General features: G+C 64.8%; 15 protein-coding genes. 5 read left to right on the top strand and 10 right to left on the bottom strand.

Going from position 1 to position 16,160, the window contains the following annotated elements:
- Nucleotides 1-21 precede the first annotated feature (21 nt).
- The 5 genes from QUG03_RS08500 to mutY all read right to left on the bottom strand — a co-directional run bounded on the left by QUG03_RS08500 (nt 22) and on the right by mutY (nt 7,053).
- Nucleotides 22-1,236 carry a phosphopentomutase gene (locus QUG03_RS08500; RefSeq protein WP_107798134.1) on the bottom strand — a complete coding sequence of 405 codons (1,215 nt, stop codon included), beginning with the start codon at nt 1,234-1,236 and terminating at the stop codon, nt 22-24.
- Nucleotides 1,237-1,251: 15 nt separating this feature from the next.
- On the bottom strand, nt 1,252-2,577 hold the full coding sequence (gene deoA / locus QUG03_RS08495) for a thymidine phosphorylase (protein WP_500819841.1): 1,326 nt from the start codon (nt 2,575-2,577) through the stop codon (nt 1,252-1,254).
- 100 nt (nt 2,578-2,677) lie between these two features.
- Nucleotides 2,678-3,445 (bottom strand): deoxyribose-phosphate aldolase, encoded by a 768-nt coding sequence (deoC, locus tag QUG03_RS08490; RefSeq protein ID WP_107798132.1) that lies wholly within the window; start codon nt 3,443-3,445, stop codon nt 2,678-2,680.
- Nucleotides 3,446-3,763: 318 nt separating this feature from the next.
- Nucleotides 3,764-5,968, bottom strand: a complete 2,205-nt coding sequence (locus QUG03_RS08485; protein WP_107798131.1) for a RelA/SpoT family protein — start codon at nt 5,966-5,968, stop codon at nt 3,764-3,766.
- A 44-nt stretch (nt 5,969-6,012) separates the two neighbouring features.
- Complete coding sequence (gene mutY, locus QUG03_RS08480; protein ID WP_500819943.1) at nt 6,013-7,053, bottom strand: A/G-specific adenine glycosylase; 1,041 nt, start codon at nt 7,051-7,053, stop codon at nt 6,013-6,015.
- Nucleotides 7,054-7,179: 126 nt separating this feature from the next.
- Here mutY and QUG03_RS08475 point away from each other — a divergent pair, with 126 nt between their 5' ends.
- Nucleotides 7,180-9,915 (top strand): THUMP domain-containing class I SAM-dependent RNA methyltransferase, encoded by a 2,736-nt coding sequence (locus QUG03_RS08475; protein ID WP_500819840.1) that lies wholly within the window; start codon nt 7,180-7,182, stop codon nt 9,913-9,915.
- A gap of 91 nt (nt 9,916-10,006) precedes the next feature.
- Here the strand turns inward: QUG03_RS08475 and QUG03_RS08470 are convergent, their stop codons facing one another.
- Together QUG03_RS08470 and QUG03_RS08465 are read right to left on the bottom strand one after the other, a co-directional pair.
- Nucleotides 10,007-10,360, bottom strand: coding sequence for a type II toxin-antitoxin system HicB family antitoxin (locus QUG03_RS08470; RefSeq protein ID WP_081544270.1), 354 nt, complete (start codon nt 10,358-10,360; stop codon nt 10,007-10,009).
- Nucleotides 10,357-10,596 (bottom strand): type II toxin-antitoxin system HicA family toxin, encoded by a 240-nt coding sequence (locus QUG03_RS08465; protein WP_254894453.1) that lies wholly within the window; start codon nt 10,594-10,596, stop codon nt 10,357-10,359. Before QUG03_RS08465 ends, QUG03_RS08470 begins: the two co-directional genes overlap by 4 nt.
- Nucleotides 10,597-11,035: 439 nt before the next feature.
- Here QUG03_RS08465 and QUG03_RS08460 point away from each other — a divergent pair, with 439 nt between their 5' ends.
- Nucleotides 11,036-11,329: a DUF1484 family protein gene (locus tag QUG03_RS08460; RefSeq protein ID WP_500819839.1), complete on the top strand. Its 294-nt coding sequence runs from the start codon at nt 11,036-11,038 to the stop codon at nt 11,327-11,329.
- A 196-nt stretch (nt 11,330-11,525) separates the two neighbouring features.
- Entirely contained in the window at nt 11,526-12,128 is a 603-nt protein-coding gene (locus tag QUG03_RS08455; RefSeq protein ID WP_019100349.1) for a MarC family protein, read from the top strand.
- A 25-nt stretch (nt 12,129-12,153) separates the two neighbouring features.
- Here QUG03_RS08455 and QUG03_RS08450 read toward each other — a convergent pair whose 3' ends face one another.
- Nucleotides 12,154-12,879: a substrate-binding periplasmic protein gene (locus QUG03_RS08450; RefSeq protein ID WP_107798129.1), complete on the bottom strand. Its 726-nt coding sequence runs from the start codon at nt 12,877-12,879 to the stop codon at nt 12,154-12,156.
- 239 nt (nt 12,880-13,118) lie between these two features.
- On the opposite strand from QUG03_RS08450, the gene QUG03_RS08445 reads away from it, so the two are divergent.
- The gene (locus tag QUG03_RS08445; RefSeq protein ID WP_227106888.1) at nt 13,119-14,453 is read left to right on the top strand and encodes a dicarboxylate/amino acid:cation symporter; all 1,335 of its coding nucleotides are present in this window, start codon (nt 13,119-13,121) and stop codon (nt 14,451-14,453) included.
- A 125-nt stretch (nt 14,454-14,578) separates the two neighbouring features.
- Complete coding sequence (locus QUG03_RS08440) at nt 14,579-15,169, top strand: thiol peroxidase (RefSeq protein ID WP_199225794.1); 591 nt, start codon at nt 14,579-14,581, stop codon at nt 15,167-15,169.
- Between the two features lie 73 nt (nt 15,170-15,242).
- On the opposite strand, the gene QUG03_RS08435 is transcribed toward QUG03_RS08440, so the two are convergent.
- Together QUG03_RS08435 and QUG03_RS08430 are read right to left on the bottom strand one after the other, a co-directional pair.
- On the bottom strand, nt 15,243-15,590 hold the full coding sequence (locus QUG03_RS08435) for a NirD/YgiW/YdeI family stress tolerance protein (protein ID WP_235084381.1): 348 nt from the start codon (nt 15,588-15,590) through the stop codon (nt 15,243-15,245).
- Nucleotides 15,591-15,639: 49 nt separating this feature from the next.
- A complete protein-coding gene (locus QUG03_RS08430) occupies nt 15,640-16,062 on the bottom strand; it encodes a hypothetical protein (RefSeq protein ID WP_146176563.1) in 423 nt (140 codons plus the stop codon).
- Between the last annotated feature and the right edge of the window lie 98 nt (nt 16,063-16,160).

The following is a 16,160-nucleotide window of genomic DNA, read 5'->3' as shown; positions in this document are numbered from 1 at the left end:
CGTGCGTCATTCAGCCTCGCCTCACAGGAAGGACTGGCCGTAATCCATAGGGCTCAGGCCCAGGTGGGCCGCCACGGTCTGGCCGATGTCGGCGAAGGTGGCGCGCTCGCCCAGCGAGCCCGCCGGCACCTTCTTGCCGTAGCACAGCACCGGAATATGTTCGCGGGTATGGTCCGTGCCTTCCCAGGTGGGGTCGCAACCGTGGTCGGCGGACAGGATCAGGATATCGTCGTCGCCCAGCGCCGCCATCACTTCCGGCAGCCGCGCGTCGAACTCCTCCAGCGCGCGGGCGTAGCCGGCGGTGTCGCGGCGGTGGCCGTAGCTGGAGTCGAAGTCGACGAAGTTGGCCATGATGATGGCCGGGCGTTCGCCATGGTCGCGCATCGCGCCCAAGGTGGCGTCCCACAGCTGGTCGAAGCCGGTGGCCTTGTGCTTGTGGGTGATGCCGACATGGGCGTAGATGTCGGCGATCTTGCCGATGGACACCACGTCGCCGCCGGCCTTGGCCAGCTTTTCCAGCACCGTGGTCGCCGGCGGTTCCACCGCCAGGTCCTTGCGGTTGCCGGTGCGCACGAACTGGCCCTTGCCCTCGCCCACAAAGGGCCGCGCGATGACGCGGCCGATATTGTAGGGCTCCAGCAGTTCGCGGGTGATCTTGCACAGCTGATACAGCCGTTCCAGCCCGAACGTCTCTTCATGACAGGCGATCTGGAACACCGAATCCGCCGAGGTGTAGAAGATGGGCTTGCCGCTCTTCATATGCTCCTCGCCCAGACGGTCCAGAATCTCGGTGCCGGAGGCGTGGCAGTTGCCCAGATAGCCGGGCAGCTCCGCCTTGGCGACGATGGCGTCCAGCAGCTCCTGCGGGAAGCTGTTGTCGTGATCGCTGAAATAGCCCCAGTCGAACAGCACCGGCACGCCGGCGATTTCCCAATGGCCGGACGGCGTGTCCTTGCCGCTGGACAGCTCGCGCGCATAGCCGTAAGCCGCCACCGGCTCGGCCGGGTCCATGCCTTCCGGGAAATAGCCGGAGGACAAGCGGCAGGCGTGGCCCAAGCCCATGCGGGACAGATTGGGCAGGGTCAGCGCGCCGTGGCGGCCGACGTTGGCGCGGCCGGCGGCCGCCTCCATGGCGATGTGGCCCAGCGTATTGCTGCCGGCGTCGCCGAACTGCGGGGCGTCGGCGGCGGCGCCGATGCCCAGCGAGTCCAGAATCAGAATGATGGCTCGTTTCATATTGCCGCTCCGGGATTACTGCTGGCGAATCTTCTGATAGACCAGCGGCAGCGCGGAAGGTGCCGCGTCTGCCAGTTGGATCGCCGCCTTGAGGCGGCGCTCCGCGTCGGCGAAGCTGTTTTCGTCGGCCGCATGAATATAAGCCAAGGGCGCGCCGGCGTCGATGCGCTGGCCCAGCTCGACGAAGCGGGACAGACCAACGCGGAAGTCCAGCTCGTCGCTGGGCAGGCGGCGTCCGCCGCCCAGCGCGCACACCGCCATGCCGATGCCGCGGGTGTCCATGCCGCCGACGAAGCCGGCGCGTTCCGCAAACACCGGGCGCACGATGGGCGCGGCCGCCATATGGGAATCATAGTTCTCCATGAAGTCGGCCGGGCCGCCCAGCGCGGCCACCATGCGGCCGAAGATCTCGGCGGCGCGGCCGGAATCCAATGCGGTCTGCAGCTTGTCGCGCGCCTCGGCCTCGTCCTTGGCCAGCTTGCCCACCACCAGCATTTCGGCGCACAGCGCCATGGTGACCTCATGCAAACGCGGATTGCGCTCGTCGCCCTTCAGATAACGCACCGCCTCGCGGGTTTCTATGCTGTTGCCGGCGGTCCAGGCCAGGGGCTGGCTCATCTCGGTGATCAGCGCGCTGGTGGCCACGCCGGCGCCGTTGCCCACCTTGACAATGCGCTCGGCCAGCTCCACGGATTTCTCCATGGTTGGCATGAAAGCGCCGGTGCCGGCCTTCACATCCATCACCAGGGCGTCCAGACCGGCTGCCAGTTTCTTGGACAGGATGGACGCGGTGATCATCGCCACCGATTCCACCGTCGCGGTCACGTCGCGCACCGCGTAAACGCGGCGGTCGGCCGGCGCCAGGTCAGAAGTCTGACCGATGATGGCCACGCCCACTTCCTTGACCACGCGGCGGAACTCGTCCGGGCTGGGGAAGGGGTTGTAGCCGGGGATCGCCGACAGCTTGTCCAGCGTGCCGCCGGTATGGCCCAGACCGCGGCCGGAGATCATCGGCACGAAGCCGCCGCAGGCGGCCACCATGGGCCCCAACATCAGCGACACCACGTCGCCGACGCCGCCGGTGGAATGCTTGTCCACCACCGGGCCGGGCAGATTGAGATCGCCCCAGTGCATGCGGCGGCCGGAGTCGCGCATCGCCAGCGCCATGTGCACGTTTTCTTCCAGCGCCATGCCGTTGAAGTACACCGCCATGGTCAGCGCGGAGATTTGGCTGTCCGCCACGCTGCCGTCGGTAATGCCGGCGACGAACTGCTGGATGTCCTGTTGCGACAGCGCCTGGCCGTCGCGTTTCTTGCGAATGATTTCCTGAGGCAAAAACATGGCATTCTCCCTGCCTTGCGCCTGCCGCGGCGAAACCCGCCGCGAGCAATAAATAATGGCCGGGACCCACGCCACGGCCATTGTTTGAAACAGCGAGCGATCAATAGCCGCTGATCGGCTTGACCTCGCCCCCTTCAATCTCCGCCTGCAAATTGCCCAGCAGGCCGGAAGCGCCGAAACGGAAGCGCTCGGCGCTCACCCAGCCCGCGCCCAGCAGATGCTCGGCCAAGTCCAGGTATTCCGCCGCCTCGGCCGCGGTGCGCACGCCGCCTGCGGCCTTGAAGCCGCAAGCGCCGCCGGTTTCGCGGATGGCGGACAGCATCACGCCGGCCGCTTCCAGCGTGGCGTTCACCGGCACCTTGCCGGTGGAGGTCTTGATGAAGTCGGCGCCGGCCTGGATGGAAATCAGGCTGGCCTCGCGGATCAGCGCCTCGTCCTTCAGCTCGCCGCTTTCGATGATGACTTTCAGCGTTTTGCCTTCGCAGGCGTCCTTGCAGGCCGCCACCAGTTGCGCGCCCACTTCGCGGTTGCCGGCCATCAGCGCGCGGTACGGGAACACCACGTCGACTTCGTCCGCGCCGTAGGCGATCGCGGCGCGGGTTTCCGCCACCGCGACGGCGATGTCCTCATCGCCGGCCGGGAAGTTGGTGACGGTGGCCACTTTGACCTCGGGGCAGCCGGCCTCGCGCAGGGTTTTCTTGGCGATGGGCACGAAGCGCGGATACACGCAGACCGCGGCCACGGTGCCGGCGTCGCTCTTGGCCTTGCGGCACAGTGCGGCGACCTTGTCGTTGGTGTCGTCGTCGTTCAGCGTGGTGAGATCCATCAGGGACAGGGCGCGGCGGGCCGCGGCGATCAGTTCGGACATGAGCTAACAAACCTTTCAAAATTGAACGGCCAGGCGCGCTCGCCAAGCGTTCCAAAACCTCAGCGCCGCCGGCGGGCGGCGGCGCAAAAAAACCATTATGAAAATTTCTTTAAGTCAAAGCAATGCACAGCCACAGTGAACTTGTGCCAACGCAAACTCGGCCGCGCCGGAAATGAGAGGACCTCGAAAATCGTAGCGAGCGGTTCGAGAGCAAGGCGCACCGCGCGCAGCGACCGAGATAGTACAAACGGTACAGCGAGGGAGCGAGCACGGAGCAACGCAGCTATCGAACCGCGCAGTAGGTTTGCGAGGTCCCCTCTACAAACGCCGCGCCTCCTGCACCCCGCTCAACTCCATCATCCGCGACAGCACCCGGCTGATGTCCTGCACCTGGCGCACCTCCACGGTGAAACGCATGCGGGCGCGAGTGTCTCGCGACAGGGTGTTGACGCCGATCAGGTTCAGCTTCTCGCGCGACAGCACGTCGGACAGATCGCGCAGCAGGCCGGGCCGGTCCATGGCGATGATTTCGATGTCGATGGGGAAGACGCTGCTGCGCTGGTCGCCCCATTCCGCGGCGATCAGCCGCTCCGGCGCTTCCACCGACAGTTTTTTCAGCGTCAGGCAGCTCGTGCGGTGAATGGAAATGCCGCGCCCCTTGGTGACGAAGCCCATCACCCCGTCCGGCGGCGCCGGCTTGCAGCACTTGGCCAGCACCGTCATCAGATTGTCCACGCCCTCGATCAACACGCCGCCCGCGTCGTGGCCGCCCTTGCTGGCCTTGACCAGGCTTTCCGGCGCCACGTCCGCCGGCGGCGGCGGCGCGAAGCTGACGATGGCGTTGGACACCACGCGCGTGGTCAGCTCGCCGTGGCCCAGCGCGCCGTACACTTCCTCCAGCTTGTCGTAGCCCAGCTTCTCCGCCAACGCGCCCAGATTGGGCTGCATATGGCTGTGGCGCGCCAGCTCGCGCTCGAACAACATCTTGCCGGTCTCGCGCACGGTGTCGGCGTTGAGCAGGCGGATGTGCTGGCGGATCTTGGAAATGGCGCGATGGCTCTTCACCCAGCCGTCGTGCAGCCAGTTCACCGACGGCCCGCCTTCCTTGGCGGTGATGATCTCCACCCGCTGGCCGTTTTGCAGCGGCGTGGACAAGGGCACGATCTGCCCTTCCACCTTGGCGCCGCGGCAGCGATGGCCCAGATTGGTGTGCACCGAATAGGCGAAATCGATGGGGGTGGCGCCAAACGGCAAGGCCATCACCCGGCCCTGCGGCGTCAGCACATAAATGGTGTCGGCGAACAGCTCGGTCTTGAACGCCTCGGCCAGGCCCTCGCGGTCCGACATCTCCTCGCGCCAGTCCAGCAACTGGCGCAACCAGGAGATTTTCTCCTCATAGGCCGCGTCGCCCTTGCCGCCCTCCTTGTAGCGCCAATGCGCGGCCACGCCGAACTCGGCGTGCTCGTGCATCTCGAAGGTGCGGATCTGCACCTCCACCGCCTTGTCCTCCGGCCCGATCACCGCGGTGTGCAGGCTGCGGTAATTATTGGCCTTGGGATGGGAGATGTAGTCGTCGAACTCGCCGGGAATCGGCTGCCAGGTGCCGTGAATGATGCCCAGCGCCGTATAGCAGTCCGGCAGCCGCTCCACCAGGATGCGCACCGCGCGGATGTCGTAGAGCTCGGAGAAATCCAGCTTTTTCTTCTTCATCTTCTTCCAGATGGAGAAGATGTGCTTGGGCCGGCCGGCCACTTCCGCCTTGACGCCGGCGTTTTTCAGCTCCGCGCGCAGGGTATCCAGCAGCCGGTCGATATAGTCGATGCGCTCCAGCCGGCGCTCGTCCAGCAGCTTGGCGATGCGCTTGTAGCTGTCCGGCTCGGTATGGCGGAAGCCCAGGTCCTCCAGCTCCCACTTGATCTGCCACACCCCCAGGCGGTTGGCCAGCGGCGCGAACAGATCCAGGGTCTCGGTGGCGATGCGGCGGCGCACCGTCTCGTCCTCCACCTCGGCCAGGTAGTGCATGGTCTGGGTGCGCCAGGCCAGCTTGATCAGCACCACGCGGATGTCGGCCACCATGGCCAGCAGCATCTTGCGCATGGTTTCCGCCTGGCGCGCGCGCTCTTCCGGCGTGGACAGCTTGTCGATGCGCGCCAGCTCGGTGATGCGGCGCACGCCGTTGACCCCCTCCACCAGCACCGCCACCGTGGGATTGAAGGTTTCGCAGAGCCAGGGCTGCCAGTCCTCGCGGTAATCCGAAGCGGCGAACATCAAGGTGGCGACGATGGCGTCCGGCAACAGGTTCAGATCCGCCACGATGGCGGCGGCGGCCACCGCGTGACTGAACAAGTCCTCGCCGGTCTGGGCCATGGTCTTGCCGCAGTACAAGGCGCGCGCCTCGTCCAAGGCGCGAGTGAGCATCGCCTGCTCTTCTCCGCTCAGCGAAGAAGACAAGCCCTCCAGCCAGCGTTGCGGATTAGCCGCGTCTGCCAGGGTGTCAGCCATCGAACGAACTACGGAAACCATATCAACCCAGTAACTCAATCAAATCGTGTTTCGACAGCGCTCGGCTACTCGGCCAAACGCAACAACAGCCGGCGCACCGGCGCCGGCACCCCGGCGTCCGGGGCGGCGGACAAGGGCAGCCACTGCCCGCTGTCCTCCATCGCCGCCTCCGCGCGCAACGCGTCCAAGCGCAGCGGCACCGGCGTAATGATCAATCGGTAATGCGTAAACACATGCTCCAGTTCCGGCCAGGCCGGCAACACGTCGCCGTGGCCGTTGCGCGCCAGCCAGTCCTCGATCTGCAACGAAGTCTCAAACTCCGGCAAGGACAGCAAACCGCCCCAGATGCCGCTGGGCGGCCGCCGCAGCAGCCACACCTTGTCGCCATGGGTGGCCAGCAACATCACCGTATGGCGCGTGGGCACCGTCTTCTTCGGCCGCGGCGTCGGCAGCTCGCCGGTGCGGCCCTCGCGCGCCGCCGCGCAGCCGTCCACCATCGGACAGACGGTACAGGCCGGTTTGCCGCGGCTGCACACCGTGGCGCCCAGGTCCATCAAACCTTGAGTGTAGGCGCTCATCAGCGCCGCATCCTGCGGCAACAACGCTTCGGCCAATCGCCACAAACGCTGTTCCACCGGCTTCTCGCCGGGGAAGCCGTCGATGCCGAAGCAACGGGTCAGCACGCGCTTGACGTTGCCGTCCAGAATGGTTTCCCGCTGGCCGAAAGCGAAAGAAGCAATCGCCGCGGCGGTGGAACGCCCCACGCCGGGCAGGCGCTCCAGTTGCTGGCGCTCGGCCGGAAAGCGGCCGCCAAACTCGGCCATCACCATTTGCGCCGCCTTGTGCAGATTGCGCGCCCGGCTGTAATAGCCCAGGCCGCCCCACAAGGCCAGCACATCCTCCTGCGGCGCGGCGGCCAGCGCCGTCACGTCCGGAAAGCGGGCGAGGAAGCGCGGGTAATATTCCAGCACGCTTTTGACCTGAGTCTGTTGCAGCATGATCTCGGACAGCCAGATCCGGTACGGGTCGCTGACCTGCCACGGCAGATCATGGCGTCCATGCGTTTTTTGCCAGGCGGTCAGGCGCGCGGCGAAGGAGCTGTGCAGCATCGTCTATCATCTTGAATCGAACCGGATATGGTAGCGGAAAGCCTCGCTGTCACCAAGCAGCCTCCGGACAAATAAGTTAAAATCAAAGAATTGCTTAAAAGTCTGCTTACTCAAGGAAGTTCCATGTCCAGTTTCCGTTCCCGCCAGCGTGCCAATATGCGCCGCGAATTCAATAGCCGCGACAATGAGGCCAGTTCGCCGGCAGGCGGAGACAGCCCGGCCGGCAAAAGCCCCGTGATCCAGAAGAAAGCGCCTTCGGCCGACGCCGCGCCGCGCGCGCCTTATTCCGGCCCGCGTCCGGGCAACGCCAAGCCCAATTGGCAAGACCGCGGCCCAGGACAGGGACAAGGCCCGCGCGACGGCGGCAAGCGCGGCCCCTACCAGGGACGCGACCAACAGGCCGGGCGCGACAAGCCGTATGGCAACGACCGCCGGCCGCAAGGCCAGCAGCGCTTTGAGCGCAACGAAGGCCAAGACAGCTTCAATAAGGATCGCTTCAATAAAGAGCGCGGCAACAACTGGCAGCCGCGCAGCTTCGCCCGCGACGGCGAAGAACGCCCGCAAGGCAGCGGCCCCAAGAAGCCCTTCCATCACCGCGAAGACCGCGAACCGCGCGACTACAGCCGCGACCGCGGCCCATCCGGCCGCAAGCCGCTGAACGCCGCCGCGGACGTGGAGCCGGAACGCAAACCGTATAGCCGCGACCGCAGCCCGTCCGGCCGCAAACCGCTGCATCTGGAGCGGGACGGCGAACAAGGCGCGCCGCAGGGCAAGCCGCGCTGGCAGCAACGCGACGGCGAACGCCATGTCGATCAGCCGCGCAAGCCGTTCAACCCGTCCGCCGACCGCGAACAGCGCTTCCGCCGCGACGACGCCGAACAGGCGCCGCGCAAGCCGTGGCAGGAACGCCAGCACAGCGAGCAGCGCGAAGAGGGGCCACGCAAACTGTTCGGCAAGCCGGCCAATCGCGACAACAACTTCCGCCGCGACGACGCCGAGCAGGCGCCGCGCAAACCGTGGCAAGAACGCCAGCACGGCGACCGCGACCAGCGCTTCCAGCGCGACGACGCCGAACACGCGCCGCGCAAACCCTGGCAGGAACGCCAGCACGGCGACCGCGACAACCGTTTCCGCCGCGACGACGCCGAGCAAGCGCCGCGCAAACCGTGGCAGGAACGCGAGCACGGCGACCGCGACAACCGTTTCCGCCGCGACGACGCCGAGCAAGCGCCGCGCAAGCCGTGGCAGCAAAACGAGCCCGCTGAACGCGGCGAGGGCGGCCCGCGCAAACTGTTCGGCAAATCCGCCGAACGCGACAACCGCAGCCGCCGCGACGATGCCGAAGCAGCGCCGCGCCAGGACCGTCCGCAAGGCGAACCGGCCGAGCGTAGCGAAGGCGGCACGCGCAAGCTGTTCAGCAAGCCGTCCTATCGCGACGACGCCGAACGCGCGCCGCGCCAAAGCTGGCAACAGGAAGAACGCCCGCGCCACGAGCGTCGCGAAGGCGAAGCCCGTCAGTTGTTCGGCAAGCCGGGCGCCGGCAGCCTGAAACCGCTGGGCGACCAGCACCGCGTGGAAACCCGCGGCGAGCATCGCCACGCCGACGCGCCGCGTCATGCGCCGACCGAACGCCAGGCCCCGAGCCTGACCCAGGTGCGCGACAGCGTGCTGTCCTTGTTCGCCCCCTGCCCGCGCGGCCTGGAAGCCATCCTGGCCGACGAGTTGCGCGGCCTGGGCGCGCGCGACATCGCCACCGCCGACGGCGGCGTGGCCTTCGCCGGCGACCGCGATCTGCTGATGGCGGCCAACCTGCACAGCCGCACCGCCAGCCGCGTGCTGCTGCAACTGGCCCAGGGCGGCTACCGCAATGAACAAGACATCTACCGCCTGGCGATGAATGTGGACTGGCCGCGCTGGTTCGACGTATCCAACAGCATCAAGCTGAAGACCGACGCCATCCGCTGCCACTTCAAGAGCCTGGACTTCATCTCGCTGAAGGTGAAGGACGCGATCTGCGACCGCTTCCGCCAGGCTCAGCTGGGCCGGCCCAATGTCGACACCCGCCACCCGGACGTGCGCGTCCACGTCTTCCTGACCGAAGACAGCGCCACCATCTACCTGGACACCAGCGGCGAACCGCTGTTCAAGCGCGGCTGGCGCCAGGAAACCGGCGACGCGCCGCTGCGTGAAAACCTGGCCGCCGGCATCCTGATGCTGACCGGCTACAACGGCAGCCAGCCGCTGCTGGACCCGATGTGCGGCAGCGGCACCTTCCTGGTGGAAGCCGCCGACATCGCGCTGAACCGCGCGCCGGGCCGCCAACGCAAATTCGCCTTCCAGAAACTGCGCGGCTTCGATTCCGCCAGCTGGGAAGCGCTGCTGCTGGACGCCCAGCACGCGGAAAAACCGCTGGCCAAGCTGGCGATCAACGGCTCCGACCGCGACCAGGCCATCATCAACGTCGCCAAGGACAACCTGGAACGCGCCGGCCTCTCCGGCCTGGTGGAACTGCAAGCGATGGACGTGCTGGACGCCCGCCCCAACGGCGAAAACGGCATCCTGGTGGCCAACCCGCCCTACGGCGTGCGCATGGACGAACTGGACCAGCTGGCCGAGTGGTATCCGCTGCTGGGCGACTGGCTGAAGGCCCACTTCGCCGGCTGGCACGCCAACCTGTTCAGCGGCGACCTGCGCCTGGCCAAGCTGATCCATCTGTCGCCCAAGCGCCGCACCCCGCTGTACAACGGCTCGCTGCAATGCCGGCTGTTCGTCATCAATATGGTGGAAGGCAGCGCCCGCAAGGAAAAACCGGGTGAGCAGGCCGAAACCATCGAGCAGGACGATCACGCCGCGGAGTAACACCGCGCGCGGACAGCAAAACGGCGAGCCATGGCTCGCCGTTTTTTATGGAGCACTCCCGCGGAGGCCCCAAGATTGAACCATGCGGTGTTTAAGCCGTTTTGAGGTCCATGGCCTCCGCCCGCTCCTCGATCGCCGCCTCCACCCATTCGTTCAAGCTCTTGGACTCGGCCGACGCCGCTGCCGCCGCCATTTCATGCAAGCGCGGCGCAATGCGCACATTGAATTTTCCCGAATAGGTTTTAAGAGGCTGCAGCCCCTTCTCGCGGCATGCGTCCAGATACACGCGCAGCGATATTTCGGCTTCTCGTTTGAGGCTTGCGACATCGCCTGCATAAAAATCCGCTCCGCCGCTCAAGCCCAGAAACTCGCCGCGAAACATGTCGATTTCCGGGTCATAGCTGATCACAGCTCGGTAGCCTTCAATCTGTAGAATATTCTTCATGGTGTCACCCCGTTGGTTTCCAGCCATTTTCTAATTGCGGCCACCGCTCCCTTGTCCGTATCCGGAGAAGGATGGGGCCGATGAAACACCCTCACCACACCGAATAAGGCAACGCAGATACGCGACCCTTCGCGCTCCTCGATCTCCGCGCCAAGCTCCAAAAACAAAGCCTCAATATCGCTCCACCGGATATTGGCGCTGATTGGACGCGTGAAGATCAACTGCAAGGTGATCAAGTGTTTTCGTTTCACACTCAATTGGTACCATAAATCAGTACCAAAATCAATGTTATCGGATAAGACCGACAACACAGCACAGCTGGACGCTGCCGCTTGACCCCACCCAGCCCATCGGCAACAATCGCCGCGTGCCGTTTCACTTAACGGCGCTTGGGCTTAGCAGCCAAATTGGAATTAGGGCGGGCGCCGCTGCTTAGCAGCCGCGTCCGGAATGCCATTGTCTTGCCATCCGGCGGGCCGTGGCGGGGAGGCCTAGTGCCTGCCGGTTCCCTTTTTCCCGGTCTGCTAACCTCGTCACGCGCCTGCCTGCCCGTTTAGCAGCGAGCAGACAAGCAGGCCACGAAAAAGGAGCGTTCCCCATGTTGGTTCTACCCTTGTTCAGCTATCCCCCGCCCCGCGACACGCCGGCCCGCGCCCCGCTTCCGGAGGCTCAGCCATGAATCCCGTCCCCAGCCTCATCGAACTAGACCGCCTGATCCAACAGCTGCACGCGCAGCGCCTCTGCGAACCCGAACTGGAACGGCCGGCGCAATGTAGCCGACACGTCCACGACATCTGTCACACCGCCTCGCTGGAGTTGGGCCAGATCAGCAGCGCGCTGGCCGGACTGCTGACGCTGCTGGACCAGTCCGAGATCGAGCATCTGGCGCGCGAGCAGATGTATTGTCTGCTCGAGCCCTTCGCTCGTCGTTTGCAACAAGCTTATGAAGCCTTGCAGGAACTGAGCTGATCTCGTCAACGCCCGCCAGCCCCGCCTGGCGGGCAGACTGAGGCGGCAGGCCAAACGAATAAAACCGTCGCAATCCGGACTAACCCATTCGGCATCTCCGTGAGATAATCCCGCCCGGACGCGCGCTTAAAAATCCAGAGCCTTACGCACAGGGCCTGCGCGCCATTGACACCACTCAACGCTGCAAGCACACACCATGCAAACCTCTTTCCTGTCCGCCACCGTCCTGCTGATCCTGATCACCGATCCGCTGGGCAATATTCCGCTGTTCATCGCCGCGCTCAAGCAGGTCAAGCCGGAGCGCCGCCGCCGCGTGGTCTACCGCGAATGCCTGATCGCCTTCCTGGTGCTGTCCGCCTTCATGTTCTTTGGCCGCAACTTCCTGGACTTGATGCATCTGACCGACGATTCGATGCGGGTGGCCGGCGGCGTGATCCTGTTCCTGATCGCCATCAAGATGATCTTCCCCGGCGAGGGCAGCGTGTTCGGCGGCGACAAGATGCACGGCGAGCCCTTCATCGTGCCGATCGCCGTGCCGCTGATCGCCGGCCCGTCGGCAATGGCCACCGTGCTGCTGATGTCCACCCGCGAACCGGAGCGGATGCTGGAATGGCTGGGGGCGCTGACCATCTGCATGCTGGTGACGCTGCTGGTGTTTCTCTTCTCCGGCAAGCTGCAAAAGCTGCTGGGCGAGCAGGCGATCACCGCGCTGGAGCGGCTGATGGGCCTGGTGCTGACCGCGATCTCGATCGAGATGCTGCTGGGCGGCGTGGCGTCCTACATCAAACAATTCCACTGAGCTTCGCGCTCCTAGGCGGCCCAGCCTAACGGTAATGTTTGCGCAGCGCGTCCACCACGCCGTCGCGCTGCATATTGAGCAGCGTCTTGTTGAGCTTCAGCACGATGCGCTCATCCATTCCCGGGTTGCAGGCCAGATACATCTGCACCGTGTTGAAGCTGAACAGCAGTCGGATGGGCAGCCGGTTGGCGGAGGCGATGTAGGCACCGCTGAACTCGCCGCTGGCCCAAAAGTCGATATGGCCGGCCACCAGCTTTCTGGCGTTCAAATCGTCCGCTCTCGCCAGCTCCAGCTTGAAACCCAGATCGGCCAGATACTGCGACATCCCCGAGCCCTTGTAGCTGCCTATGGTGAAGCCGCGCGCGTCGTCCAGCGCGGCCACCCCCGCCGGGCTGTGAGGGCCGGCGAACAGGCTCCAGGAGTTGCTGACCAGCGGCCCCACCCATTTGAACTGACTCTCCCGGCTGGGCGTGCGCGAAGTCGAGTAAACGCAGCTATTGTCTTCCTGCTGGGCGATGGCGTAGGCGCGCAGCCAGGGCAGCAACTCCATGCTGTACGGGATGCCCGCGCGCTGGAACATCTCGCGCAGGATGTCGGTGGACAAGCCGCCGATCTTGCCCTCCTCCAGCGCGATGTTGAACGGCGGGTAATCCTCGGTCAGCAAACGGATGCGGGGCGATGTCGACTCCGCCCGGCCGCAGACGGCGAGCGCGCCCAGCAACAGGGCGGCGTGGACAAAGGCGAGCTTCATGGCGGCATACCTCCCGCGGAATTCTGACGACGCGTCTTACCAAGCATAGAAGCTGACGGCTGGCCAACAGCGGCGATTTACTTCGTGTTGGGGTTATCCCGCATAGGGATATCGGCAATTCGTCCCCGCGCTTCCTCTTGCTAGCATCCGCAATCATGGGCCGTTAAGAGCCCGCTTTTGATTGCATAACAACTTCGGCCCGCCCCGAGCCGAAGTCAGACAACGCTACAGGGACCGCGATGCAGACCAAAACCCCCCTCTACCAGCGCCTTTATTTCCAGGTGCTGCTGGCCATTTTCCTCGGCGTGATGCTCGGCGCCTTCGTTCCCGACCTGGGCGCGAAGATGAAACCGCTGGGCGACGCCTTCATCAAACTGATCAAGATGATGATCGCCCCCATCATCTTCGCCACCGTGGTGGTGGGTATCGCCAAGATGGGCGATATGAAGGAAGTGGGCCGCGTGGGCGTGAAAGCGCTGTTCTACTTTGAAGCCGTCACCACGCTGGCGCTGGTGATCGGCCTGGTGGTGGTCAATGTGCTCAAGCCCGGCGCCGGCCTCAATGTGGACCCCAGCACGCTGGACGCGCACTCGGTGGCCAAGTACGCCGCCAACGCCAAGGAGATGAGCAGCATTGATTTCCTGATGCACATCATTCCGGATACGGTGGTGGGCGCGTTCGCCAACGGCGAAATCCTGCAAGTGCTGACCTTCTCGGTGCTGCTGGGCCTGGCGCTGACCAAGATGGGCGACAACGGCAAGACCATCGTCCACATCCTGGACGAGTTCTCCCATGCTTTGTTCGGCGTGATCAATATGCTGATGAAGCTGGCCCCCATCGGCGCCTTCGGCGCGATGGCCTTCACCATCGGCAAATACGGCGTGGGTTCGCTGAAACAGCTGGGTTTCCTGATGCTCTGCGTCTACCTGACCTGTTTCGCCTTCGTCTTCGTGGTGCTGGGCACCATCGCCAAGCTCAACGGCTTCAGCCTGTGGCGCTTCCTGATTTACATCAAGGAGGAGTTGCTGCTGGTATTGGGCACCTCTTCATCCGAGTCCGCGCTGCCGGGCATCATGAAGAAGCTGGAAAACCTGGGCTGCTCCAAACCGGTGGTGGGCATGGTGATTCCCACCGGCTACTCCTTCAATCTGGACGGCACCTCCATCTATCTGACCATGGCCGCCATCTTCATCGCCCAAGCCACCAATGTGGAGCTGACGCTGGCGGAGGAGCTGGGCCTGCTGGGCGTGCTGCTGCTCACGTCCAAGGGCGCGGCGGCGGTGACCGGCGGCGGCTTCATCACCCTGGCCGCCACGCTGGCCACGCTGGGCGGCAAGCTGCCGGTGTCCGGCCTGGCCCTGCTGATCGGCATCGACCGCTTCATGTCCGAGGCCCGCGCCATCACCAATCTGATCGGCAACGGCGTGGCCACCATCGTGGTGGCGCGCTGGGAGAAGGCGCTGGACGAAGAACGCATGCGCCGCGTGCTGGCCGGCGAGCCGGTGCTGCCGGAGGAGCCGGCCGTCGCGCCGCTGCCGGCGCAACTGGCCGCCGCGGAAGCAGCCCGATCCTAAGCTTTTGTTTTCCCAGCCCTTACAGCCTGCGTTCGCGCAGGCTTTTTTTATGCTCTTAGCACAGCGGCGGCTTGATTTTGCCGCTGCGTGGTCCACGATAGAAGCATGGGCATTGGGAGACGAGAATGAGCGACTTCATGTTGCAATACGGCGATGAGTTGTTGCCGGTGGAGGGGGACTTTCCCGAAGTGGGCGCCTATCTGCCCAGCTTCATGCTGGTGGGCGACGGCAAGCAGGACGTGTCGCTGGAAGGCCTGGGCGGCGTGCCCAAGCTGATTTTGACCCTGCTGTCGCTGGACGAATACGAGCATGGCGGCCAATACCTGCTGCAGGAGACGCGGCGTTTCCTGGAGCGCTGGCCGCAAATCAGCCTGGCGGTGATCACCGTGGATTCGCCGTCTTCTCTGGCGCGGGCCCGGCGCGAGCACGGCCTGCCCCACGTCACCCTGCTGTCCACGCTGCGCGGCCGCGATTTCCACAAACATTACGGGGTGCTGATCCGCGAATATCCGCTCAGCGGCTACACCGCGCCCGCCCTGCTGCTGGCCGACGGCAGCAACACCATTCATTACGCCGAGCGGCTGCGCAACACCCAGGATCTGTTCGACTTCGACAAGATCAACCACTTGCTGCGCGAAGCCGAGGAACAGGCGCTGGAGGCGCAGCAGGAACTGGAGCATGAGGAGCAGTTGAAGGACGAAGGGCCGTCACAGTAAGCCCCCAATAACGACACGGGCCCGGCCTGCTTGCGCAGCGCCGGGCCCGTTCGCGTTGCAGGGGGACAACGGTTTACGGCAGCACTTCCACCAGCTTGGCGTCCACCTTGGTCGACGTCAGTTCCTTGTCCACTTCGCCGACGATGCGCAGCTTGCTGTTCTGGTCGATCTTTTGCGCCGGCAGGCGTTTCTGGCTGATCTTCACCGTCATGGTGCCGGTGGCGTCGCGGAATTCGTAACGCTTGTGGTCGATCTGGCGCACGATCTTGCCTTCCAGCGTCACCGGGGTGTCATCGGCGGCTTTTTGCGCGGCGGCCACGGTGGTGACGGCGGCCGGCACGCCGGGGCCGGTGAATTCCGCCTGGGCGGCGAAGGGCAGGGACAGCGCGGCGGCGGTGAGCAGAACGGTGATGGTTTTCATGTTTGGACTCCTAGTGTGTTGTCGATGTCTGGATTACAACACGGCAGCCTTAACCGAAACTTAAAGCCAGCTTGTCGCCCAATACGCGCCGGGAAGGCTCCAGATCCACCGCGTAGCCTTGCTTGGCCAATTGCAGCCTATCGCCGTAATGCCGGCCTTCAGCCTGAATCCGTTGTTCAATCCCTTGCAAGGATTGCTTGAGCGCCGCGCCCAGGCGATCCAGCTTCCCATCCAGCTCCGCGCCTTGGCGATTATTGAATTGCCGGCTGCCCGCGACAATGGCGCCCCAGCGCTGGCAATCGGCGCGCAAAGCGCCCAGATCCGGATACACGCCTTGTTCCAACGCGCGATTGGAGCAGGCGGTCAGCACCTGAGCCAGCGCGGAGGCCTCCTTGGCCGGCCTGGCGTCCAGGTAACGCGGAATGACGATGTCCAACGAGGCTTTGACGGGAGTGCTACGAAATAACTGCATGACGGGCTTCCTATTGGCGTTCATGAATCGATGCGCTCAAGCATAGCCCCGCGTCCGCGTCCGCCGCTTGCAAGAAGCGCCGGACAAAACAAAACCGC

The sequence above is a fragment of the Chromobacterium sp. CCUG 30098 genome (assembly GCF_059916605.1).
This window is presented reverse-complemented; position numbering and strand designations above follow the sequence as displayed.